16 protein-coding genes and 1 pseudogene are annotated in these 24,042 nt (G+C 62.4%); 3 read left to right on the top strand and 14 right to left on the bottom strand.

The window, feature by feature from the left end; translation table 11 throughout:
* A partial coding sequence (locus RA25_RS22130) for a hypothetical protein (protein WP_052254224.1) occupies window positions 1-588 on the top strand: 588 nt, incomplete at its 5' end.
* An 18-nt stretch (window positions 589-606) separates the two neighbouring features.
* Here the strand turns inward: RA25_RS22130 and RA25_RS11915 are convergent.
* A complete protein-coding gene (locus RA25_RS11915) occupies window positions 607-1,449 on the bottom strand; it encodes a M15 family metallopeptidase (protein WP_039172524.1) in 843 nt (280 codons plus the stop codon).
* A 182-nt stretch (window positions 1,450-1,631) separates the two neighbouring features.
* On the opposite strand from RA25_RS11915, the gene RA25_RS11910 reads away from it, so the two are divergent.
* Window positions 1,632-2,207, top strand: a complete 576-nt coding sequence (locus RA25_RS11910; protein ID WP_039137195.1) for an OmpA family protein — start codon at window positions 1,632-1,634, stop codon at window positions 2,205-2,207.
* Window positions 2,208-2,251: 44 nt separating this feature from the next.
* A complete protein-coding gene (locus tag RA25_RS11905) occupies window positions 2,252-4,426 on the top strand; it encodes a serine/threonine protein kinase (protein WP_039137197.1) in 2,175 nt (724 codons plus the stop codon).
* A 37-nt stretch (window positions 4,427-4,463) separates the two neighbouring features.
* Here RA25_RS11905 and RA25_RS11900 read toward each other — a convergent pair whose 3' ends face one another.
* From RA25_RS11900 to RA25_RS11845, 13 genes and pseudogenes are all read right to left on the bottom strand, one after another.
* Window positions 4,464-5,186 (bottom strand): PP2C family protein-serine/threonine phosphatase, encoded by a 723-nt coding sequence (locus RA25_RS11900; protein WP_052254227.1) that lies wholly within the window; start codon window positions 5,184-5,186, stop codon window positions 4,464-4,466.
* Window positions 5,186-5,833 (bottom strand): type VI secretion system-associated protein TagF, encoded by a 648-nt coding sequence (gene tagF / locus RA25_RS11895; protein ID WP_039150189.1) that lies wholly within the window; start codon window positions 5,831-5,833, stop codon window positions 5,186-5,188. Before tagF ends, RA25_RS11900 begins: the two co-directional genes overlap by 1 nt.
* Complete coding sequence (gene tssM / locus RA25_RS11890; RefSeq protein ID WP_039137206.1) at window positions 5,833-9,405, bottom strand: type VI secretion system membrane subunit TssM; 3,573 nt, start codon at window positions 9,403-9,405, stop codon at window positions 5,833-5,835. The genes tagF and tssM overlap by 1 nt, the downstream gene beginning before the upstream one ends.
* Entirely contained in the window at window positions 9,402-10,829 is a 1,428-nt protein-coding gene (gene tssL, locus RA25_RS11885; protein WP_039137208.1) for a type VI secretion system protein TssL, long form, read from the bottom strand. The genes tssM and tssL overlap by 4 nt, the downstream gene beginning before the upstream one ends.
* 14 nt (window positions 10,830-10,843) lie before the next feature.
* On the bottom strand, window positions 10,844-12,184 hold the full coding sequence (gene tssK, locus RA25_RS11880) for a type VI secretion system baseplate subunit TssK (RefSeq protein ID WP_039137211.1): 1,341 nt from the start codon (window positions 12,182-12,184) through the stop codon (window positions 10,844-10,846).
* A 47-nt stretch (window positions 12,185-12,231) separates the two neighbouring features.
* Window positions 12,232-13,698, bottom strand: coding sequence for a type VI secretion system-associated FHA domain protein TagH (gene tagH, locus RA25_RS11875; RefSeq protein ID WP_039137214.1), 1,467 nt, complete (start codon window positions 13,696-13,698; stop codon window positions 12,232-12,234).
* An 8-nt stretch (window positions 13,699-13,706) separates the two neighbouring features.
* Window positions 13,707-14,009, bottom strand: coding sequence for a PAAR domain-containing protein (locus RA25_RS11870; RefSeq protein WP_039137217.1), 303 nt, complete (start codon window positions 14,007-14,009; stop codon window positions 13,707-13,709).
* Between the two features lie 16 nt (window positions 14,010-14,025).
* Window positions 14,026-14,634: a DUF6931 family protein gene (locus tag RA25_RS11865; RefSeq protein WP_039137220.1), complete on the bottom strand. Its 609-nt coding sequence runs from the start codon at window positions 14,632-14,634 to the stop codon at window positions 14,026-14,028.
* 10 nt (window positions 14,635-14,644) lie between these two features.
* Window positions 14,645-16,756 carry a type VI secretion system Vgr family protein gene (locus RA25_RS11860; protein WP_039137223.1) on the bottom strand — a complete coding sequence of 704 codons (2,112 nt, stop codon included), beginning with the start codon at window positions 16,754-16,756 and terminating at the stop codon, window positions 14,645-14,647.
* A gap of 64 nt (window positions 16,757-16,820) precedes the next feature.
* Window positions 16,821-20,273: a type VI secretion system contractile sheath domain-containing protein gene (locus RA25_RS23470; RefSeq protein WP_342586129.1), complete on the bottom strand. Its 3,453-nt coding sequence runs from the start codon at window positions 20,271-20,273 to the stop codon at window positions 16,821-16,823.
* A gap of 1,083 nt (window positions 20,274-21,356) precedes the next feature.
* Window positions 21,357-21,854: pseudogene (gene tssB, locus RA25_RS23255) on the bottom strand (type VI secretion system contractile sheath small subunit); the annotation flags it as partial.
* Complete coding sequence (locus RA25_RS11850; RefSeq protein WP_019294627.1) at window positions 21,847-22,701, bottom strand: ion transporter; 855 nt, start codon at window positions 22,699-22,701, stop codon at window positions 21,847-21,849. The gene RA25_RS11850 and the pseudogene tssB, both read right to left, overlap by 8 nt.
* A gap of 64 nt (window positions 22,702-22,765) precedes the next feature.
* On the bottom strand, window positions 22,766-24,013 hold the full coding sequence (locus RA25_RS11845; RefSeq protein WP_237754623.1) for a hypothetical protein: 1,248 nt from the start codon (window positions 24,011-24,013) through the stop codon (window positions 22,766-22,768).
* Between the last annotated feature and the right edge of the window lie 29 nt (window positions 24,014-24,042).

Below are 24,042 nucleotides of genomic sequence, written 5' to 3'. Positions count from 1 at the left end.
GGCGGTGGTGGTGGCGGCGGTGGCGATGGTGGTGGCGGCGGTGGCGGCGGGGTCAGCTCACGTGGTGGTGGTGACGGCGGCGAGGGTGACGGCAGCACGTTCGGCGGTTCGTCCGGCAGCGGCCGGTTCTTTGGAAACCGCATTCGCTCTGCCGATCAAGTGGTGGACCGGGTCGCCGGTTTCCAGGATCTCTGCGGCATCGTGGGCCCTTATCTGATCGATTGTCTGGCTGAGCGGTTTGAAGCGCTGGAAAAAGACTTGGCCGGCTTGCCAGGACATGAACCCTTGCGCGCCATTCTCAAAGACACTGCCCGCGATCTGCGGCAGATTGCGCGGGAAAACCGCGACCCCTCAAAGCCCCGGGGCAAGGCACGATCCGTCAACAGCACGGACAAGTCGCACCGCCCGATTGTGGCCGTGGCACCGGAGCGGCAGGCAACTGCAGTCGCTCAGGCATTGGCTGTGCTGGAGGAGACCCAGACCAAACTGTTGCGCTCAGCTGAAAGCTCACCCACAAGGTCGGTTGTGCGTTATCAGCGGATCGCAGCTGCGATCGATTCCAGCAAGGTGCTGTTGCGGTCTGTCTAAGCAGAACAGCAACGCCTTTTACAGCTGACCGTCAGCGATCCACGCGTCCAGCTGGCGGCGGCTGATCTCAAAGTGCATGCTGTCCTCGCGCCGGAAGCCGGCCCCCCAGACCCACCCCTGATCGTAAAAGAAGTCCGCCATGATGGTGAGGCCCAGCTGGGTTTTGCCATCGGTGAAATTGTCCAGCTTGCCGTCAATGTTCAGGTCCACCGCCAGCCCGTAACTGTGTGTGGACAGCGAGTTGGTGGTGCCGCGGATCCGCCGCACGCACAGTGCCCCGGCAGTGTTGATGCGGGCATAAAGGTCCGGGTCGGCCTGGCGGATGTTCTCAAACACCACTTTCAGGCTTTCAATTGCGGGGCGCAGCATACTGACCCGGATCGGCCCAACCTGTTCGGTCACCAGCTTTTCCTTCAAGTCCGGGTTGGTCATCGGCTGGCAGGTGTCGTTCAGATCCTCGCGCGGGCGGCCCAGCCTCTCGGTCAGGTATTTGCCGCCCGTGACCCGCAGCCCGCGGTTCACGTTCAGCCGGTCGGCAATCAGCACCACCTGCGCATAATCAAGATCAGCACCGCCGGTCTGGTTCCAGATCGCAGCCTCGCCGGCTGCGTCATCAGTGAAAGGGCTTCCGGCGCCTGCCCCTCCGGCAGGCAGGCTGGCAACCTCATTTTGCAGATCTGTCATCCGGGCTTGAAGATCCTCCACCTGCTGGCGCAGCATCTCGATTTCAATCCGCGCCGTGGAATCCACACCGCCAGCCCCCTGGTAATCCTCTTCGCTCAGCAGCCAGCTGAGACCGAACCAGATCGCCGGCGCCAGCACTAGGCCGATGGCGATTATCACAGCTGGCAAAACCCGCATTTTCCCTCCCGGTACGTTTGCGCCCATTTCAATCTTTAGCCGCCCGGCAGTAAACCCCCTGTTTACAACTTGCCGGAAACACCGTGTTTTTTTCCGGCGCTTGGCTCTGCCCGGCATTGGCAGGCAGATAGCGCTGGTATAGACTGCCAGCAATGTTGAAACGGTAGGGGAGGGCGCAGAGCATGATCCGCCTGAAAGGTATTTTCACAAGTGTTCTGGGTGCCGGCCTGATTTTCGCGCCGATGGCGCAAGCACAGTCCGACAGCAGCGAACTGTCGGTCGAAGAAATCACCGAAGCGTTCAAGAAGCAGAAGACCCGCGGCCTGGTCATTGTGCCCAGCAGCGGCGGCACAGCCGAAACCGCAGCTGAGGAGACCGCAACCGTGGCTGCGGCGTCTGAGGAGTACAATCCGGTTGACCGCCAGACTCAGATCAATGTCCAGATCTCCTTTGACTTCGACAGCGCCGCCCTGCGCGCCGATCAGGAGCCGAAACTGGCAAATATGTGTGCCTCGATGAAGGCTCTGGATGGCACTGTGTTCCAGATCATCGGCCACACCGACAGCTCTGGCTCGGCAGCTTATAACGAACGGCTGTCGCTGTTGCGCGCGCAGGAAGTGCGCCGCCATCTGATCAGCTCCTGCGGCGTGCCGGAGGATATGCTGAAAGCGATCGGCATGGGCGAAACCGCCCCGTTCAACCAAGATAACACACGCGCCGATGAAAACCGCCGCGTAGAATTCCAGGCTCTGGGCTAAGAACAGCCCGGACCCGCGCCGGATCAAAGGCCAGGGAGACTTCCATGCTTGAATCGCGCCCTGGCGACCTGTTCCAGCCGGGTGATCTGCTGAACAATACCTACAGGATTGAATGCCTGCTGGGTCGTGGCGGAACCTCCGACGTCTACAAGGCGCGGTCGGAAATTTCCGGTAACCTGGTTGCACTTAAGGTGTTGAAGCAGGAACTCGCCGCCAACGAGGATTTCACCGTCCTGATGGCGCGCGAGGAAAACATCCGCGAAATCCGCCACGCTGCCGTGGTGCGTTATTCGGAGAACCACCGCACGCCGGACGGACATATTTACCTGCTGATGGACTATGTCGACGGCCCCGGCCTCGACAAGCGCCTGAAGCAGGGGCCGATGCCGGCCGAAGATCTGCTGGTTGTCTGCCGCCGGGTGGTACAGGGCCTGCAGGCGGCGCACGCGCGCAACATCGTTCACCGCGACCTCAGCCCCGACAACATCATCCTGCGCGGCGGCGACCCAGCAGAGGCGGTGATCATCGATTTCGGCATCGCCAAGGACACCAATCCCGGTGCCCAAACCATTGTCGGCAATGAATTTGCCGGCAAGTACTCCTATGCCGCGCCGGAGCAGATGAGCGGCAATACCGATGCCCGTTCGGATATTTACTCGCTGGGGGCCCTGCTCTTGGCCAACTTCCGCGGTGCCGCGCCCAAATTGGGTGCAAACCCGATGGAAGTAGTTGAAAACAAGCAAAAGCCGCTGGACACCGAAGGTGTCCCCGAACCCCTGAAATCTCTGATTGACCGGATGTGCGCGCCGGATCCGGCTGACCGGTTCCAGAACGCGGGCGAAGTACTGGCGTTTCTCGACAACCCTGACAGCGGTTCTGATGGCGGCAGCCTGGCCGATGTGCTGGATGCACCGAATGAAGACGCCACCATCATCGTGCCGCAGACCAGCAAACCGGCACCGCCTCCCCCGCCTTCTTCCAAACCGGCACCGGCAGATGCAAAGAAGAGCGGCGGCAAAGGCCTTTGGGCAGCTTTGGCGGTTCTCTTGCTGCTGGGCGGCGGCGGAGCCGGCGCTTATTTCGGCGGTTTCCTCGACAGTTTCATCGGGCCCAGCTACCCGGAGGTGCGCCCCTATTCGCTGATTGCCGAAAAGCAGCCCGATGGCCCAGTGCAAATCGTCGGCAATGTACCGTCCGAAACCGTGCGCAACGAATTGGCCGCACTGTCGCAGGAGGCTGACCTGACCCTGGCCACCGGCGCCATTGCCGAGACCTGGGGCGCCGATGTTCTGGACACCGTGCGGCCGCTGGAAGGCCTGCGCGAATGGCGTCTGGTGATCAGCAATAACAAGGCCCGCCTCAGCGGCAGCACCGATGACCCCAACGTCGCAGAAATGCTCAATGAAATGTTCCGCAACGGCCTGCCGGGCGCGCTGGAGGGCAAGGCTGAAATCCGGTTTGAACTGCCGGTTCTACCCGTTGCGGAAGTCAAGGCGATTATGGACACCTTCGCCGACTGCGGCCCGCTGGTTCGCGACGGCAACGGCCATATTGAAGGTTACGGCCCCACGGATCCGATCCTGATCAGCGGCCGGGTTGCCAGCACCGCCACCCGGCTGGAGTTGTTTGATGCCCTGCGCGCGCTGGCCCATGAAAGGCAGGTGGTGCTGGATGTGGAAGTCCTGAACGACTCGCTCTGCGTGGTTGAACAGCATCTGCCCAAGGCACCTCCAGGCGGTGCCGAAGTGGAATTCGCAGTGGGTGGAACGCCCGTGGAACCAAACCCCTCCGGGCGTTTCTTTGTCGGCGAAAACCCGGTGATCGACGTGGTGCTGCCAAACGATGTGACAGATGGCTATCTGACGGTTTCGATCCTGGATGTATCGGGCAATGTGTTCCACCTGCTGCCCAACATCTCGCGCGAGGACAACGCAGTCTCAAGCCTCCGGGGCGGCGAAGCCGGGGATGTCCCTGTGCGGGTGGCTTACAGCCTGGAAGAATCGGCGGCCAATGGCGGCATCGCCTTCAAGGTCGACGACAGCACATTGGGCAAAAGCAAGGTGCTGGTACTGCACTCCGCGGAGCCGTTGTTTGACGGCATGCGCCCGACCTCGGAAAGTGCTGTAGGATTTGCTGAGGCTCTGAAGGCCAGCTATGAGGCGGACTCCAGCCGCATCCGCTCGCTCGACAGCCGCATTCTGGTGACGGCCAAACCCTGACCGGCTTTCGAGGTTTCCCTTCAGGGGAAACCTCCGCCTACAAAACGTCGATGACAATGGCCGTGATGTTATCCGCGCCGCCTCCCGTCAACGCGATCTGGATCAGCTGGTCGCCGACAGTCTCCAGGGGCGCACTGCCCAGAACGTCCTCCAGAATTTGGAAGGTCGCGTATTTGGTCAGCCCGTCAGAGCAGATCAGGAACCGGTCGCCTGGTTCCGTGTCGCCGCGGATCTTGTCGATCTCCAGCTCCTCCCCTACCCCGACAGCACGGGTGATCGCATTGGAATGCGGATGCTGTTCTGCCTCATCCCAGGTCATCTTGCCGGCCAGAACATACTCCGCCACCGCGGAGTGATCCTCGGTCAGCATCTCGATATGGCCATCGCGCAGCCGGTAAATCCGGCTGTCCCCGGCCCACAGGCCGACAAAATGCTGGTTCGCCATTATCAGCGCCGCAACGGTTGACCCGATGGTGCCGCCGCCGCGGGCCTCAGCCTCGGTGCGGATCGCCTTATGCGCGTTTTGGATCGCATCGCGCAGCGCATGCATCCGCGCCGCCGGGTCCAGGCCCAGCGGTATCATCGCCACTGCATCGGCAATCAGCCGGCTGGCAAAATCACCTGCATCATGTCCGCCCATACCATCTGCCACCAGCCAGATGTCATGTTCCGGAAGCGCCAGAACGGAGTCCTCGTTGACCTTGCGCTTCAGCCCCACATGGGTCTGCGCGGTATAGCGGTATTTGCGCAGCTGGTTCATCATGCGGCCTCAACCCCTGCCCAGACCGGCGCGCCCAGGTCGAAAAGTGCCAATGCTGTTACTCCCGCTGGCAGCCCCCTGCACGCCAGCGTCCGGGGCTCCCCATCCAGCACTGCCGTCCACAGGCTGCAGCCCGCCAGTCGCGGGTCTGATTGCTTCAGCCGCTCCGGGCCTAGCGGCCCAGCCATCACCACGTCCGTTGCCGCTGGCTGAACACCGTCAGGGACTGGCATTGCTGCAAGCCGTTCAGCCAAGCTGTCTTTGGTCATGGTGTCCTCCAATGCATCCAGCGCCAGATCCTCCAGCCCTTCAAACAGCGGTTCGGCGCTTAGATGGCCCAGTGCCGGCGGGCCGGATTTAGGCAGCGCCTCCATCAGGGTCAGCGGAAACCGCCGCCCAACCCGATCGACCGACGGCATCATCACGCCCCAGACGGATGCGGCACCTGCAAGACCCGCCGGCAGCGTGAACCGCCAGATCGGCGCAGTCATGTAATGCGCATCGAAGCCTGCGCCGTAGACCGCTTTGCCATCCAGCATAACCTGCTGCAGCCAGGCGTCCCAGACCCGCACAAAGCCGCCAGGCGTGTTCAGCCGGAAGAAATCCCCGGCTGAAGGCATCTTGCCGAATGCGCCGAACCCCGCCATCACATTGACTTCGGGCAGCTGAATTTCGCCATGGCAGGCAGGGCGAAGGGGTTGATAACGGACCCGGACTGCAACTCGAACAGCGCCAGTCGCCCGCCGACGCGGAAGTTCACCCGCCGCCGGTCAGAGACATTGGTGCGCCGCACCTCCGCCGCATCCAGCAGCCGGAACCAGGCCCAGGGCCCGTCCCGCGACAGCACGTTCTCGCTATCCCGTTTTTGCGGCAGTAAAGTCAGCCGTGCCAGACCGACAGAGCCCGGCCAGGTCACCGCCACCGGCGTCGGTGCACCAGAGCGGTGGTTGTAGGCCACCTTGGTGCCGTCGATTTCCAGCAGCACTTCCTTGGCCTTGGGGTCCAGCGCGTTGACAGTAATCTGGAAGTTCACCGCAGGCTGCGCCCCGCCGGCAAAGAAGGCCTCCTTGATCTCTGACGCATATTGCATCTGCTGCAGCACCGCCGGGCTGATGCCCAGGTCCACGTCGTTGACGCGCTTCCAGGTCCAGGGACGGCTGCGGGTGTCGACGTATTTCAGCAGATGCTCATTGAAGAAACTGTCGATCATCCCGTTCGGGGAGAACAGCTTGGCAAAATCCGCCATCGCCACATCGGCACGTGCCGAGCGGTTGAAGGGATAGCGGTTCGCCAGTGCTTTCTCGCAGAACGGCAGCACCGCCGATTGCCAGCGCGCGTTGATCGAAGCCCGGGTGCCTTCCGACGTGATGCCCGACGATCCGGCCGAAATCTGCGTTGCCCAGCGGGGCAGCGGCCCGCCCATCCGGCTGGCGGTCTGCTGGAACTGCAACAGCGCTTGACCGCTCTGGCCGCCCGTGGCGACGCCAGAGAAGGACATCTTGTTCAGCTCCTGATAGACGAGCTGCAGCTGTCCCATCAGGTCGTCCAGCTGCGACGGCTGCCCTTCGGGCCGGTTGACCAGGTCATACAGCCACTGGAACCGTTCCTGCACATAGGCACCCGGCGGCTTGGCCGCCTGGCCGGGCGCATTTTCGGCAGAGCCGACCAGCGCCTCCAGCAGAATCTGTCCCTGGATCGACAGGTTCGAACGCGCCTCAATCGCTGCCACGTTCTGGGCACCCGCGGCCAAAGTGCCCGCATCCAGAACGGATTTATCCTCGTTCAGCCGGGTCTCGTTGCTGACGTCGGTCAGGATATTGACGATCGGCGAAGTCGGCCCCGACAGCACATTGGTGACTTCTACCGCATGCGACAGCGACTCCAGCGGCACAATGTCGATGTCGCCCAAGATCTGATCATAGCGGCTGATGTAATCGTTATAGTAGAGATCCAGCACATCGCGGCTGAGCTTCAGCAGAACCGCCTCGTTCTGGGACGCTTCATTGTTATCGCCGAGCACCCAGGCCTCACGGTGGACCCGTTCGGCAACGCTGACCGCCTCCGGCAGGAACACGTTGTGGAAACCGTCAAAGGTAAAGATCCCTTCGATCCCGTCGTTCAGCGGCTTGCCGGAGCTACGCACCAGCACCCGCTTGACCGACGGGCCGCCAACATCGGTGATCCGCCATTTCGGCAGCGCCGTCGCCTGCTGTGAATTCAGGATGCCGTTATAGACCCGTTGGGCCAGGGGCATCTCCGACAGGATGTTCTGTGCCTGCTCGATCAGCGGGCCGTTGAGCGCGATTTCCTCCATCGGCTGCGACAGCAGCGCGGTGAGGTGATCCGTCAGATCAGCGCGCAACTGGTTGCGAGCGATACCGGGATAGGCAATGTTCTCCCAGTCAAGGCGCATCCACTCCTTGACCAGATCGGGGTTCATTGGCCCTTGAAGGCCCAGCATCAGATAGATCTTCAGCGCCTCATACAGCGTGTCGGGGTTGTTCATATTCCCCTCAATCTGCTGCTCCAGGCGCACCAGCAGCCGCGGCAGCAGACGCCGGTTCAGCGCCCCGCGGTAGGTCTGCGCCGCCTGGGTGCCGATCACTTCGCCCTGATACAACCCATAGGTCATGGCCCCGTCAGGCTCCGGATCGGACAACACCGGGTTGCCGGGCATGTCGCGCAAGTTGTTCAGCGCGGCGGCTACCGGCACCAGATCGGTATCGCCGACCGGACTGGGCGGAAGCTGCGCCGCGGCAGCCTGATAGGCCGCAACCTGGCCTTCAGCCTGAGCAATCAGATCGGTGTTCTTGAGATAAGACCGCACCCACAGCGCCCCCATCGCAATTGCCACCAGCACTGTGGCAGTAATCGCAATCCGGCGGGTCCAGCGGTAGCGGCGCTCGACCTTGTCATCCGCCGATACCAGACCGGCCTCGGGGAACATCACGCTCTCGAACAAGCGGGTCAGGAAGAAACTGCGCCCCGTGCCCTGCCCCGTGCCAATCGCTTGGCGCCCGATGCCAAAGGTCTGCGCCATACCCAGCATCAGCCGGTCGATCGGCGTGCCTTCCTGGGTGCCGGAGGTGAAATAGACCCCGCGCAGCATCTGGCGCTGCTCATAACGGTTGTCCTGGAACACCTCCATCAGGAACTCGCGCGCAACTGCGCGCATGGAGGCGACCTGCGCCGGGAAGCCCGCAATCAGCGCCCGGCGCTGATGGTCGGTCTCGGTCTGCATCTTCTCCAGCAGCTGCGCGTTGATCTGCCCCAGCAGCAGGCCGAATTCCTCGTCAAACCCGGCAATTGGCGGCTGTTCTTTCTTGCCCTTGGGCAAGGGCAGCGTGAAGCCCCAGACCTGCTCGCGGTCCTCCTTGCCTAAAGAGTCATGGAACTCCTGGAAGCCGGCAATCAGGTCGGCCTTGGTGAACAGCACATAGACCGGGAAGCGCACGCCCAGTTTCTCGCGCAGCTCCGCCAGCCGGCGGCGCACGGCGGCGGCGTGGCTTTTCTGGGTGATCTCATCCTGCAGCGACAGGTCTGACAGCGAGATCGCGATGATCGCACCGTTGATCGGCTGCCGCTTGCGGTATTTCTTCAACAGCCCGAGGAAGCCAAGCCAGGCCGCATTATCCGCCTCGGCATCGCTTTCCTGCGTGGTGTAGCGCCCGGCGGTGTCGATCAGCACCGCCTCATTGGTGAACCACCAATCGCAGTTACGGGTGCCGCCGACGCCGCCGATGGCGGCCTTGCCCATCTTCTCAGCCAGCGGGAACTGCAGGCCTGAGTTCACAATGGCAGTGGTCTTACCGGCACCCGGCGGGCCGATCATGATGTACCACGGCAAGTCGTTCAGGTGCCGCCGCCCGCCCTTGGACTTGCGCAGCTCCTTCATCGCGTCCTTGAACTTGCCGCGCAGCTCGCCGATTTCCTCGGACAAGACATCATCTTCCGAGGTATCAACGGCCTCCGCCATCTCCTCGGTCATCTCCTTGTCCTTGCGGCGGCGGCGCCAGAAGATGATGCCGATGATGATGAAATACAGCAGGAAGATCACCCCGATGGTGATCAGCCGCGCCATCACGCCGTCAAACGGCCGCCAGTCATCGCTGCCGATGAAAGGTGCAAAATACCACACACAGGCCGACAGCACCGCGGCCAGGATCAGCAGGATGGTGTAGATCGACCGGAACAGGGGAAAGATATAACGGCGGATCATCCTTGAACCTCCTGAACCAGCAGAATTTCAATCCTGCGGTTCTTGGCCCGCCCGGCGCGGGTGCTGTTGTCTGCTATCGGTTCCTTGTCAGCACGGCCCTCGGCCGACAGCCGGTCCGGGTCTGTCATGACCTTGGCCATGCCTGCCATCACCGACTTTGCCCGTGCCAGCGACAGCGCCATGTTGGACGGGAACCGCGAGGAACGGATCGGCACGTTGTCGGAATGCCCTGCCACGATGATCTTGCCCTTTTCGTCATTCAGCGCTTCGGCCACCCGGTTCACGGGATTACGGAACGCCTTGCTCAGCTGGTCCGAACCGGAGCCGAACATGCCGGAGCCGGTCAGCCGGATGATGAGCGTGTTGCCCTTCTGGAAGACCTGCACGATGCCTTCCTTGATCTCAGGTTCCAGGAAGCCAGAAACCTTGGCGACCTGTTCCTCGGTCGTTGGCGCCAATGGCGGCGGCGGCGGCGGCGGCGCGCGCCGTTCCAGCTCTGCCTTGGGGCCGGAATCCACGATCGTCAGCTGCCCGACCACATTTTCGGTCTGGTTCGACAGCATCCAGCTTAGCCCTAAAAACTGCAGTGCCAGGATGGCCAGGGTCGCGGCCATGGTGATCCACACCAGCCGCCAGACCGACAGCGCCTTGAACGGTTTGACGATGCCTTCCCAGTGCGGCGACAGATCGCGCTCTACCGGGCCCCTCTGGTTGCGGATGATCCGGGCCAGCGCACCGCGGATCTGCAGATGTTTTTCCGAACCGCCCTGCTCCACCCGCAGGCGCCCCTCGAACCCCAGTGACAGGCACATATAGAGAAACTCGAGCATGTCGATGTTGGCACCAGGCTCCTTCTCCAGCCGCGCCAAAAGGTCATAAAACCGGTCACCGCCGACAACCTCGCGGTGGAAGGTTGCCACCATCGATTGCAGCCCCCAGGCGGACTGCCCGCCCCAAGGAGTATTCAGCACCACGTCGTCCAGCGTCGCGCACAGCGCATAGCGCGCAACCTTCACGGTCTGCGCCGCAATGCCCGCCTGCAGGGCGCGGTTCTCAAACGCGCGCACCTCGGCCACCACGTTCTTGCGCAAGCCATCCGGGTCCATGTGCTGGGCACGGTTGCGGATACGGGAAATCAGCGCAAACAGGGTTGAGGCGCAGGCCGTCAGCTGGTTCATCCCCGTCAGCGCCATCTTCGGCGCCTTAGCCCCGCCCGCGGCAGCCTGCGGTTTTGGGGCTGCCGCCTGCGGGACGCCATAGGCATCCAGATCCGGCTCCGCTGGCTGCTCAGGCACTGGCTGGGTCTGCTGCGGCACCTCCGGCTGCTGCATCGGCGTGGCCGTGCGCCGCCCGCCCGGGTTCGGCTTGATCACCGTCTTGTCGGTATCCCCCGGTTCAGCAAAGGGATCGTCATAATCAGCCATTTCAGCGCCTTCCCTTATGCATTACGGATCGCCCAAAGCTCCATCTTGAGCCCCGGATACTGTCCCGACACATGCACCGCGATACCGCCCGAGGTGGTCATCTTGCGCCAATAGGGGCTGTCCGCATCCATCTCGAAATAGACCACGCCGGAATGATAGGGGATCTGCCGCGGCGCCACCGGCAAGGGGCGCAGGGTGATCCCCGGCAGGGCCGAGTTCACCAGCTGGCGGATTTCCTCGACGGGGCCGATCTTGGCCTGGCCCGAGAAATGCTTGCGCACGTCCTCGGCCGGGATGTCGGCACTGACCGCCAGTACAAAGCCTGCGTTGCCCAACAGCTTGCGGTCGGCGATGACCCCCACCGAGATGCCGTATTTGCGCGCTTCCAGCTTGATCGGAATTGCGGTCTGCTCCAGCACAGAGCTCAGATACTGGCGCAGCACCCGGATCACCGGCGCAAAGCACTCGACCAGATTGTCGTGGGTATAGGGCGGAAATTCCGGCGCCTGTTTTTCCGTCGACATGAACACCGACAGCTCGCCCGCCATGCCTGCGCAGGTGGTGAACAGCCGTTCCGGGTGCAGGTTCTCGATGTTGCGCAGGTGGCGCACCTGCGGCAGCATCCGGTTCACCACTGCCAGCAGCATGAAATCCGACACATCCGCCACACCGCGGGCGCCGCCCGCCTCTGACAGGCGGCCCGCCAGCGCCTCCATCCGGTGCGCCAGAAGCCCCTCCAGCTCACGCAGGAAACCGCTGAGCGCCTGCGACGCCCTGATGTCCAGACAAGACGGGATGAATGCCTGATCCAGCACGATCTCCTTGTCGGGGCGCACCTCGATGATGCGCGCCACCGGGACCGCCAGCAGATCAGCCAGATCATCCACCTCCAGCGCAAACTGCAGGCGCATCTTCCCCACGTCCAGCTCCACCGGCTTGCGCTCGGTCGAGGTCACGTCGGTCACTTCAACCTTGTCGGGGCGCAGGCGGCTGGCTGAGCGTTCGGCGCCGCTCAGATCCACCTCGGTCGCCCCCTGCCGGCGCTGCGGCACGGTCAGGTAGACAATGCAGTCCTTGACGGTGGTCGGCACTTCCATCGCCGGCGGATGCGGGTCCGCCATCGGCACCCGGAACACGGTGCCGTCATGGGTCAGCCCCTCGCAGGACTTCACCGCGAACTGGCCGATCTTCAGCGCCTCATGGTCGATTTCCAGCCCGTTCACGCCCCAGGCATAGGGGCTCAGCCGCCGCGCCAGTCCGCTGACCAGCGCCTCATTGTAGCGGTCGGACTGCTGGAAATGGTGCGGCTGCAGAAACAGCCCCTCCGTCCAAAGTACCTTGCTGTCCCAGGACACCGGGATCTCCTCTTACTTGCGGGCACACGCGCAGGGCGCGGTGCCGGTCATTCCTTCAGCCTGTCCAGCTGGTCCTTGTAGGCCCGCGCAAATTCGCGGCTGAACAGGTCGTGAAAATCATTCTCAGCCTGGTCGGAAATCTCCGCATAAAGCTGCTCGTATACATCCCAGTACCGCGCCTTCTTGCCGCGCAAGAGGCCGGTAAAGCCGCCCTTGTCCTCGATCTGCGCTTCCAGCGCCTTGGGGTCGAGCCGCTTCAGCACGCCTTTCAGCGCTGCCTCCATGCCGGTGACCATCGCTACTTCATGCGCCTTGATATCCCGCAGCGCCTCTTCGGCGGCAGTCTCAGGCGACAGGTAGCCCTTGGTCGCCGGGCGCACCATCGCCTCGATGGCCTGCTCCGGCGTGATCGAGAATTTCAGCGGGTTGTTTCCGCCGGCAGAAATCATCGTCTGCTCAATGCGGAACTCGGATTTGATTGAGGTCCGCGTCATCAGGATTTCACGCAGGCCCGTGACCAGCGTCTTCATCACCCGGCCCATCCGCGCCATGGTGCTGGCGTGCTCCGCCGGATCGAGGCCGACGTCTGCGCCGACCCCTTTTAGAAACGCTTCTACCGCTTCCTGTGCCTCTTGCGAAGGCGCAGCGGCAGGCGCGATTGTCTTCTCTGCTGTGTCCTGCTGCGGCGGGATCTCCTGCGGCGGCGCGGGCGGTGCTTCTTGCGGCGGGGCCGTGGGCGGGACCTCGGTTGGCGGCTGCGGCACCTCGCGCGGGGGCTGTGCAGGCTGAGGGTCCGGCTGGGGAACCGGATTTTCCGGCTCGCCGATGCCGGACAGGAAATCATCATCCCAATCGTCGGGGATCAGGCTGGACTGCGACGCGGGTGCTGAAAACCCGTCCGAGGCGGTCGGATTGTGATTGGGCAGGCTCGCCCCCTCCCCTTCGCGCCCGTCGCTGGCCTTCTGGAAGAATGGATCCTCGTCCTCACCCAAGGGCGGCAAAAGCTCGTCGATCGGGTCCACCGGGGTGAACTGCGCAGGCCCCTTCGGCCCTTCGCCCAGCAAGTCATCCAGGAAATCGCCGCCCGGACCCGCATCCTCAAGCAGCTGCAAGGGGTCAGGCGCATTGGCCGCATTCCCGTGCGAGGCTGCCCCTTGCGCCGCGGGTGCCGCGATCATGTCGCCGACATCGGCCAGGTCATCGCGGATTTCCACCACCAGCTCATAATTGCCGACGCACAGCACATCGCCGTTGTTCAGCGGCGTCGGGGTGCGGCCCAGCGGGATCTTCGAATAGTTCAGAAAGGTGCCGTTGGAGCTAAGGTCGACCACCACCACATTGCCATTGTGATCCTCGATCACACAGTGATTGCGCGACAGCATCTGGTCCGGGTCCGGCAGCACCAAGTCACAGCTGGCACCGCGCCCCACCGTCAGGCTCGGCCCCCGCATCGGAACAGGGGCCGCATCGCCGGGCATCGCGCCCGAGCTCTGGAATTTCAGTGTCACTCCCATGCCTGGGCTTATCCTCCCACCAGAACGGTGACTTCACCCTTGGCAACCATGCCGCCGCAGGCGGTGCTGTCGAGGATGCGCGCGGCCGGCAGGTTGTTGATCAGCACCGTTGCCGACCCCTTGATGATCGGGTGCGGTGATGGCGCTGCGGTGCACATGTCGGTAAGCCGCGCGGCCGGCAGATTGGCCACCAGCACAGTCACCGCGCAAGGCGGCAGAATCGGTGTCGGCACCGGCAGCACCGGCGGCGGCGGGGTGGAGGGCAGCATGCAGGCATGCAGATCCGTCACCCGGGCCTGTGGCATTCCCATCTGTTCATCCTCCCTTTCAGTCCTGCGCGGCGTGCAGCGGGACCTCGATCACCTGCCCTTTGCCGCCGCGCGCAATATCCAGCGCCCGCTCTATTAGAACGGCGCCGTGTTCTTCAAACTTATCAGACAATTGACCCAAGGCCACCATATTCATGGCAAAGGCAGCCGCCTCAGAGGCCCCTGCCGGGGCAGGATATTGATTCAATTCTCCGGGTCCCAGCGTTCCGGCCGCATAGAGCACCGCCAGCGCGCAATTCACTGTGTCATCATCCACATAGGCATGATCCAGGGTGATCCGCGCCTTGTCGCGGTTCTCTTCCGTGGGATCGAACACCCAGGCCTCCGACGCGGTCAGCGAGGCAGGGTCCTTGTCGGAGCGCGGCCCGATGTAATCGCGCGCTGCCAGGCAGGCCCACCACACCCGCTCCCGCGGGGGCAGCAGCACCGCCAGCGTGCGCAAGAGATCGACCAATGCGCCCTTGCGCTCCAGCTCTTCCAGCACAACCCCCGCCAGCGCCGTAGGCGGCGCCTCCAGCGGGGTCTTCAGGATGACATTTGCCCGCGACAGCAGCTTGGCCACCGGGTCAGCAGGCATTTTCACCAGCTTTTCAAATCTTGCCGACATCTGCACCCGCCTAGTTGATCATCGTGAGGCCGCCCTTCAGGGTCAGCATGGCCTCGCCTTTGACGGTGGTCATCGGCGCTTTTGCCTCAACCATACCGGTGCCTTCGATCTTGATCATCGGCCCTTTGATACTGACCCCGGAGTTGTCGATCTTCACCTCCGACGCACCCACGGTCAGCTTGATCTCCTGGCCCGCGCTCATCGCGATCTTGCCCGCGGTCACATCCACTGTCAGATTGCCCAGCGACACGGTTTCCGAATGGTTCCCCTTGGCGATGGTCTCGGTCAGATTGCCGGTATCCACATCCAGGGTCATGTTGCCGGTCTGGATGGTCTCGGACTTGTCGCCGGTCTCAACGACTTCAGTCCGGTCGCCCTGGTGCACGGTTTCAGTCATATGCTGCTGGACCGTGAACACATAGCTCTTCTCATCCGCAGAGGTCACTTCGGGGTCGGGCGCATCCAGCCCCACCGTCACCGTTGAGCGGTCCTTGACCAGCATCTGGTGATCCTTCTCGGCCTGCACCCGCATCAGTTCGCTGTCTTTCTTGTCGTCGAACATCAGCTCGTTATAGCCGCCCCCGCCCTTTGACGAATTGGTCTTAATCCCCAGCTGGGTCTGATCAGCGGGGTAGGTATAGGGCGGCATCGTTTCGGCATTGTAAAGCATGCCGGTGCAGATCGGCCGGTCAGGGTTGCCGTCCTCGAACTGGATCACAACCTCCTGTCCCATCCGCGGAACGGCCACCATGCCCCAATTCTTGCCGGACCAAGGCGTCATCACCCGAACAAAGCACGAGGATGTTTCGTTTTTCTTGCCCTCGCGGTCCCAATGGAACTGAATCTTGATGCGGCCATGCTCGTCGGTCCAGATTTCCTCGCCGCTCTGGCCCACCACGGTGGCCGTCTGCAGACCCTGCACCTCGGGCCAGGGTGTCACCAGCGGCGCCCGGAACTGATCGGCTTTCAGGATCGCACCAAAGGTGGAGGCATAGACATCGTGCTCCATCTCCTCCGGCACTTCCATGTTCCTCGGCTTCAGGTCGCGGCGCATCGCGCCTTTGGTCGCAACTTCCTTCTTCTTCTGGCTTTCCCGCTCGCCATAGTCCCAAGCCACCTTGATGTGATGCTCCGCATCAATCACCAGGTACTCCTTGTTGTTTTCGCTCACCGGGTGCTCTTTCATGGTAAAGGTGCAGCCCGTGACCAAAGTCGGCACGCTGGAGGCTCCGCGCCAGCGGATGTGCTTGATGGCCTCGGCCTCCATTTGCACCCGCGCCAGCTTGTTGCCCAGGCCGGAATTCTTCCGGTAATGCCCCTGGTAGTCGTAGACCTCGTAACTCTTGTAGGAATGCTGGCCCTTCTGGATAGACGATGTGGCCTTGAGATCCGCTGACGGCGTCAGGAAGTCAAAATCGTTCAGCGTAACCTTGCCGCGGGTCACGCGCTCATCCTTGGTCCACTCGGAAATATGCTCTTCGCGCCGCCTGTCGCTGTCATCGCGGGCGTGAAATTCAACGGTTGATCCGCCGCTGATCGGAGAATGGCCGCTGACCCCGTCGCACAGAATAAGCTTCTCGCGCGAAGTCTCCCCGACCGGGCTCTCAAAGTAGTAGTAGATCCCCTCTTCCTCCATCAGGCGGCACAGGAAATCAAAGTCGCTCTCGCGGTACTGCAGGCAATATTCCCGCTTCTCATAGCTATCGCTCAGCTTGTCAGTAAAATCGCTGAAGCCGTATTCGCCGAACAGCTGCTTGATGATCTCGACCGTGCTCTTGTCCTGGTACACCCGCAAATCGCAGGTCCGCGTCAGCATCCAGAACCAGGGGCGCACCTCGGCCACGAACATCTCGTACCCATTGCGGAACCCCAGATGCTCAACCGAAACGCAGATGCCGTTGAACTGATGCTCCGTCTGCTGGCGCATCACATGCACGTTCATCTGCTTGCCGACCAGGTCTTCCAGCTTGGGCTGGGCCTTGGTCGCAGCAAACTCGATCGTTGTCTCGGTGAGCTTGCTAAGCCCTTCGCGCACAATCGCCCGGCTCATCATCAGGCCGTCGGTGGAATATGTCCCCGACATCCAGGCGAGGTCATTTTCATGGCCCTTGCTTACAACCATGTCTCCTCCTTTCCGTGACGGGAACGGAGCCGGTAATCGCCGGCAGTGTTCTCAAACATTCGCATCACAAATCATCCAAAAGCGCGGCGAGGTCCGCATCCATTTCGTCATCATCATCCCCACCGTCGTCATCATCGTCATCCCCAAACGACGACAACAAGTCATCCAGATCCCCGAGGCCATCGTCATCCCCGTCATCGCCTCCGAAATCAAGATCATCCAGGCCGAGATCGTCCTCATCGTCTCCGCCCAAATCCAAATCAAGATCCAGGTCTTCGTCTTCATCACCGCCGCTATCCGCAGGCGGTTTGGGCTTCGGCAGCCCGCGCGGATCCGGCGGCGAGGGCTCCGGCGCCGGCAATCCGGTCCAGGGCCCCAGAATCTCGCCGCCCTTCAGAGAGTTGAACGAGGTCAGCCGCACCTCGTCCCGCCCCTTGACCGCGCTCACCGCCATGAACCCGCGTTCCTGCGCCAATGCGATCTTGTCCAGATCGATATTGCGCTCGGTGCAGGGCAGCGCCACCTGGTCGCCGAACTTGTCGTTCACATAATGATAGGGCATCCCTCCCAGAGACATAATTTTACCCAGCTGCAGCGACGGCCCGTGTTCCGTGAACGACCGCCCCAGCAGGATCGCCACCAGCACCACCGGATTGGCCCAAAGCATACCCTTCAGGCCTTCCGTTTCGGTAAACTCCTCGAAATCAAACTCATAGCAGGGATCGGTTTTTTCACCATAAGGCCTGCGCAGCAGGAACCGCGGGCTGGCCAACCCCAGATGGCCTGCCTCCGCCATCCCCTGTAGCGTGTTCCAGGCATCGGCCACTAGCTTGGGACGCTCCGCCTTGGGCGTTTTCAGGAACTCCGGCGAAATGGAGGCAAAGAAAGGCGCGTCCACATGCGCCGCCACCCGCGCGATCCGGCCCAGCAATTCGGCATGCGGCGGGGTTTCCTCGAACTGATACATCCCGATCAGCGCCGAATAGCCGCCGCGCCCGTTCTCCTCGTCCAGGGGTTCCTCGGTCAACAGCCGCACGAAACCGGTCTTGGACAAGTCGTCTTCGGCGGCCAGATCCGCCGCCAGCTCCTCTGCCGAGATGTCATAGAGCATCACATCCAGCGTATCGTCCGCCTCGATCGACCGCGCCATCAGATCCAGCGAGCGCCACTGCGCTTCCACCGACTGGAACTCCGGGTGATGCAGCACCAGCCGCATCGCATCTGACAGCGCCTCATCCACTGCCTTCTGCATCGCCGTGACATCAGGGTCCGGCAGCACCCGGATATGCGGCCCCACAACGCGCGCCAGCAAATCCTCCACCGGCGAGGCCTCGCGCAGCGTGTTGCCGGTATCACCGATCAGTTGCTGGAAGGCGCTCAGCCGCTTGTCAGCCGGCACCGAATTCCCGGCTGAAGTCCGTTTCGGCGCCCGCGCCTTGGTGCCGAATTTCTCCGCCCAGGCTTTCAGCGTCCCCGCCGCATGATCCGCCGTTGCACCGCTTTGCAATTGCTTGCGCAGGCCAACCAGCTCGGAAAACAGCTCCACGTTTTCATACAGCTCATCCGGGTGCAGCCCGTCCAGGTCCTCCAGCTTGACCGCAATGCCCGCACCGTCCTTGCCGATCGGCAGCACCAGTTCGGTGGCGAAGCTCTCGATCACGTCCTCAACCGTATCCGGATCCAGCAGCACCGCCTTGCGCGCTGCCAGCGCATCGCCAGTTTCGATAATCCCCTTGGCCGCGCGGCCTGAGAAGTCGCCCAGGATCGCCATCCGGAACCGCTTGCGCTCAAGCTTCTGCGCAGCCGGCCGCTCCGCGCTCATGGTGCCATAGGCAAACTCTGGCTCATCTGAGGCCTCTGCCTCAGCCGGTTCATCGCCGCCCTCGTCCAGATCCCCAAGCAGCGCATCCAGATCATCGCCGCCGGCCTCGGCGGTGTCCTCGTCGTCACCGCCTAAATCGCCAAGCAGATCATCCAGGTCCATATCCCCGCTGTCACCGCCCATCAGGCTGTCAAGATCCGCATCTGCGTCCCCCAGACCGCCCAGCAGCGCATCGAGGTCGTCTTCGGCACTGTCCGCGTCCTCTGCCTCTTCGGCTTCCGCTTCCTCGCCAAGCCCTGCCAGCAGACCATCCAGATCGCCGTCGTCTTCCTCATCGCTGCCAAGATCGCCCAGCAGGTCATCCAGGCTGGCGTCCCCGCCGGCCTCGTCCTCATCCAGACCGCCAAGCAGCGCGTCCAGGTCATCCTCACCGGCGTCCGCGCTGCTATCCGTTTCTTCCGGGGCACTCTCTTCCGGCTCGTCCAATCCGCCCAGCAAGGCGTCCAGATCATCCTCCGCGCCTGCGGAGTCCTCATCGCCAGCCAAAAGCGCATCAAGATCAGAACTGTCTGTGTCTTCCTCTTCAGCCGCATCCAGACTGCCCAGAAGATCATCCAAACTGTCTTCGCCGTCAGCGGCCTCAGTTACGGTCTCTTCCTCTGCACCGCTCATAAGCGCATCAAGTTCGTCCGCGGCATCATCCTCGCCGCCCAGGTCTCCCAAAAGGCTGTCCAGATCGCTGTCTTCGGCGGTTTCTTCCGCCTCATCTTCAACGCCAGCCTCCGCGAGGCCTGCCAGCACATCATCAGCGCCATCCTCCGCGGCCTCTTCCGGTTCATCACTACCAAGATCCGCAAGCAGATCATCCAGACCGCCGTCGTCTGCTTCAGCGTCTTCAGGAGCCTCCAGCGTATCCAGCGCCGCGCTCAGATCCTCTTCGCCGGCGTCGTCCTCCGGTTCCTCAAGACCGCCCAGGATGTCATCCAGATCAGTGCCAGCATTAGTGTCTTCCTCAGGCGCGCCCTCTGCCAGCCCGGCCAGGATATCCCCGGCATCCTCCGCCTCTCCGGTTTCTTCGGGCGCATCAAGACCGTCCAGAACAGCGCTCAGATCGTCGCCTTCCGCGTCTTCCTCTTCTGGCGCAGCGTCAAGCAGACCGTCCAGAATATCATCGGAGCCGTCATCTTCCGCATCTTCGATCTCAACTGCGGCGAGGCTTTCCAGCGCATCTTCGGTATCGCTGGCGGTTTCGTCCTCCCCGGGCGCCTCCTGCAGCAGCCCATCAAGCACATCGTCCAGTCCGGCGTCTTCTTCATCATCGGACACAACCGCGTCCGCCAGGCTCTCCAGGGCCGCAGCGGCCTCTTCGCCGCTGTCTTCCTCTGCCAGATCCGTATCTGCAAGCCCGGTCAGAACATCGGAAACATCGTCATCTTCGTCTTCGGCAACATCCACCGCAGCCAGGCTTTCCAAAGCCGCACCAGAGTCATCCTCCTCCTCAGCCGCGTCCGGTTCCAGATCTGCCAGCCCCTCCAGAATGTCCGAATGGTCCTCATCTTCAGTCTCAGCCACCTCTGCGGCTGCAAGGCTCTCCAGCGCGACGCCCGCAGCATCACCGGCCTCATCCTTCACCTCGATCGCGGCCAGCTCATCCAGAACCGAGGCATGGTCCTCTTCCTCGTCAGCGTCCGGCACATCCGCAGCCGCAAGGCTCTCCAAAGCTGCGCCCGCAGTGTCTTCTTCCGCGTCATCGCCGGTCTCCAAAGCGGCCAAGCTTTCGAGCGCATCCTCCGCTGCGGTGTCTTCATCCTCTTCCACCGCTGCATCTGCCAACGCATCCAGCACGCCGGAATGGTCTTCTTCGCCATCCTCCGCAATCTCGACAGAGGCGAGGCTCTCCAGCGCATCATCAGCCGCCGTATCGGCTTCTTCCGGCACATCCAGATCCGCCAACGCATCCAGCACACCAGCGTGATCCTCGTCTTCCGCGTCAGTCACTTCAACGGACGCCAGGCTTTCCAGCGCCGCTCCCGCGGTATCTTCTTCGGCCGCCTCCTCCACATCCTGCGCCGCCAGCCCGGCCAGCACATCGCCAGAGGTGTCCTCGTCCTCTTCGGGGAGGTCCGCCTGCGCCAGCCCTTCGAGGACAGAATCCGTCTGATCGTCCTCTTCAGCCTCAGGAACCTCAGCGCCCGCGAGCGAGGCCAGCGCCTCTCCGGCCTCATCGCCCTGGTCTTCTTCTTCGGGTGCGGCAGCGCTCAGGCCCGCCAGCACATCAGCGGACCCATCATCCGTTTCAGCCTGCTCAGGCTCAGCAGCCCGCAAGTCATCCAGAACGCTGCCGGACCCATCCTCTGCTTCAGCTTCTTCCGGGGCCTGTGCGGAAAGCCCGGCCAGCACCTCACCGGACGTGTCTTCCTCTTCTTCCGGAAGGTCAGCCTGGGCCAGCCCCTCCAGCACCGACGCAGAGGTATCTTCCTCAACAGTCTCCGGAACCTCAGCCGCGGCCAGCGACGCCAGGGCATCTGCGGCTTCATCCGGCTGGTCTGTGTCCTCAGGCGCCGCCGCGCTCAAACCGGCCAGCACGTCCGCTGACGTGTCTTCCGGCTCCGCAGCTTCCGGCGCGGCGTCGCGCAGCGCATCCAGAACCCCGCCGGATGTGTCCTCAGGCGCGGTATCTTCTGGCGCCTGCGCGGCAAGGCCGGCCAGCACGTCACCCGTGGTGTCCGCCTCTTCCTCCGGCAGTTCCAGATTGCGCAGGCTGTCCAGCGCCGCGGCACTCTCTGCATCCGCGGCGGGTGCAGACACCGCCGCCAGCAGCGACGGGTCGTTCAGGATCGTCTCGATCAGCGTCTCGGCCCCGGTTTTGCCGTCCATATAGGCCATCAGGTTCTGCAGCTGGATGCGCGCCTCCAGCAGCGGGCGCAGCGCATCCACCTTGGCGGCAATCGCACCGGGCGCGAAATCCGCCATGCTCTCAAACGTCAGATCCACCGCCAGGTTGCCCTCGCCGGTCAGCGTGTTGGGCACGGTGAAGGCGGCGCGCGGCGCCAGGCCCTTCATCCGCTCATCAAAATTATCAACGTCGATCTCTAGGAACTTGCGGTCCGCCACCGCGGGCTGCTCTACCGTGGACTTGCCCACCAGATCGCTCATCACCCCCATGACAAAGGGCAGCTGCACCTTCTTCTCGGCGCCATAGAGCTCCACGTCATATTCAATCTGGACCCTGGGCGCCCGGTTCCGGGCGATGAATTTCTGCGAGCTGTCAGCCATTGCCCTGCCCTTTCAGCTCGGCCAGCTCAGCCCGCAGCGCCTTGATCTCCTCATGCATCTCCCGGACATGCTCATCCACCACATCTGTCTCTGACTTCACCAGTTCGCGCAGCTTCTCGAACTCTGCCTCCGCATCCGCTTCCACCGCGGATTGCATGGTGTTGACCAAAAGGCCGATGAACAGGTTCAAAACGGAAAAGGCGGTGATCACGATGAACGGCACAAAGAACGACCAGGCGAAGGGGAACTCCTCCATCACCGGGCGCACGATGCCCATCGACCAGCTTTCCAGTGTCATGATCTGGAACAGCGAATACAGCGACCGGCCCAGCGTGCCGAACCATTCGTCAAAGGCAGCGCCGTACATCATCGTCGCCATCACCCCGAAGACGTAGAACACGATGGAGATCATAACAATCACCGCGCCCATGCCCGGCAAGGCATCCAGCAGTGCCTGCACAACCGCCCGCATCTGCGGAATGACCGACAAGAGCCGCAGCGCCCGCACCACCCGCAGGCCGCGCAGCGCCGACAGGCCCTGGCTGTCCGGGAACAGGCCGAAGGAGACGACGACAAGGTCAAAGATATTCCAGGCCGAGGAAAAGAACCGCCAGCCATAGGCAAACAACTTCAGCGCCAGCTCCAGCACAAAGATTGCCAGTACGGTGGTGTCGATCACATCCAGCAGCCCGCCCGCATGCGCCCGCACCGCAGCAGAGGTGCCGAGGCCCAGCGTGATGGCGTTAAAGATGATGATGCCCAGAATGGCATTGGTCACCGACCTGCGCTCGACAAATTCGCGGGCCTTGTCCCGAAGCGTCTCTGCGGATTGCGCGCTGCTGTCCAAGGTACTTCTCCACCGGTCTTTCAGTTGTCCGGGCGCAGAATGCGCCCGGTGGTCTTTTTCAGTTTCAGGCCGCGTCGAACACAGTCCCGTCCAGCACCTTGCTGGTGATTTTGTCATAGGCGTAGCCACCCACCGCGCCGCCCACACCCAGGGCCAGATCCTTGGCGCCGGTGGCGATCGAGTTGCCGTCGATCGGCGACAGTGCCAGAGCTGCAAATTTCAGCCCTTCGCGGAACACCTTCAGCGCCTTGGGGTCTTTGATCGTCAGCGCCTTCACCCGCTTCATCAGGTCCTTGATGTTGTTGGCCCAGCCGCGGGCATCGGCATACATGATCTGGATCTTGTCGATCGCGTTCTGCACCTCGGCATAGTTTTTCGCCAACGCCGTATCCAGCGCCTTGCTGATCATCACCAGCTGCGTCTTCTTGTCCTTCACAGGGTGCTTTTTCAGCTTCTTGCCAACCTCAGCCAGAAACTCCTTTTTCAGCTTTTCCTGCTGCTTCAAGATCTTGTTCAGGTTCTTCGACAGGTCATGCATCTTGACGACCATCTGGGCGTACTTGGCCTTCAGCGTATCCGCCGCATCCTCCACCGTCTTGACCGAGGGCTGCGAGATGCCAAGAAACTCCTGGAACACCGCCGCCGACACCTCGTTGGTGGCATTCAGCGCCTTGTTGGAGGCCGCCTTTTCCACCACCGCCAGGTTCTTCACCAGGATGGTCTTGGACTGGTCGATATTGATCGCCAGCTTGCCGATATCCTTGGCCAGCGTAACACCGGACTTGATCAGCCCGATGATGCCAAAGGCCGCGCCCGCACCGCCGGAAAACGGCGAGGTTGCCATCGCCGCGATGCTCACCGCCAGACCGGCCAAAGTGCCGGCAATTGACACCCCCACCTTGATCTTAAACTTGGACCATTCCTTCTTTTTCTTCTGCAGATTGGTCCAGGCCTTCTGCGCCGCCAGCTCCGCCGCCTTCTCGCCGACCTTGATGTCGTTCTTGATGGCGTCGTTCAGCCCCTTCAGCTGCTTCTCCATCGCCTTCTTGTCAGCGCCTTTGTTGGCCATCTCGACAAAGGCCTTGTCGAACACCTTGCACTTCTTCTCAATGGTGTCGCGGGTCTGCTCAAAGACCTCGCTGGCACCGGCATGGAACTCCTGCTGCAGAAGCGGGTCTTTCTCGACCCCCTTCTCCATTTTCTTGTCCAGCTCGACCACAACCTTGAAGGACAGCTTGGGCGGCTTGACCATCTCCAGCCCAGACGCGCCGACATCGACGTTCTTCATGTCCATGACAACATGTTTAACCATAGGAACTCCTTCCCCACTTGTTACCAAAT

It is taken from the genome of Leisingera sp. ANG-S5, from assembly GCF_000813925.1.
Taxonomy (GTDB): domain Bacteria; phylum Pseudomonadota; class Alphaproteobacteria; order Rhodobacterales; family Rhodobacteraceae; genus Leisingera.
The sequence above is the reverse complement of the archived record's forward strand: the minus strand, read 5'-3'. Positions and strand labels throughout refer to the sequence as shown.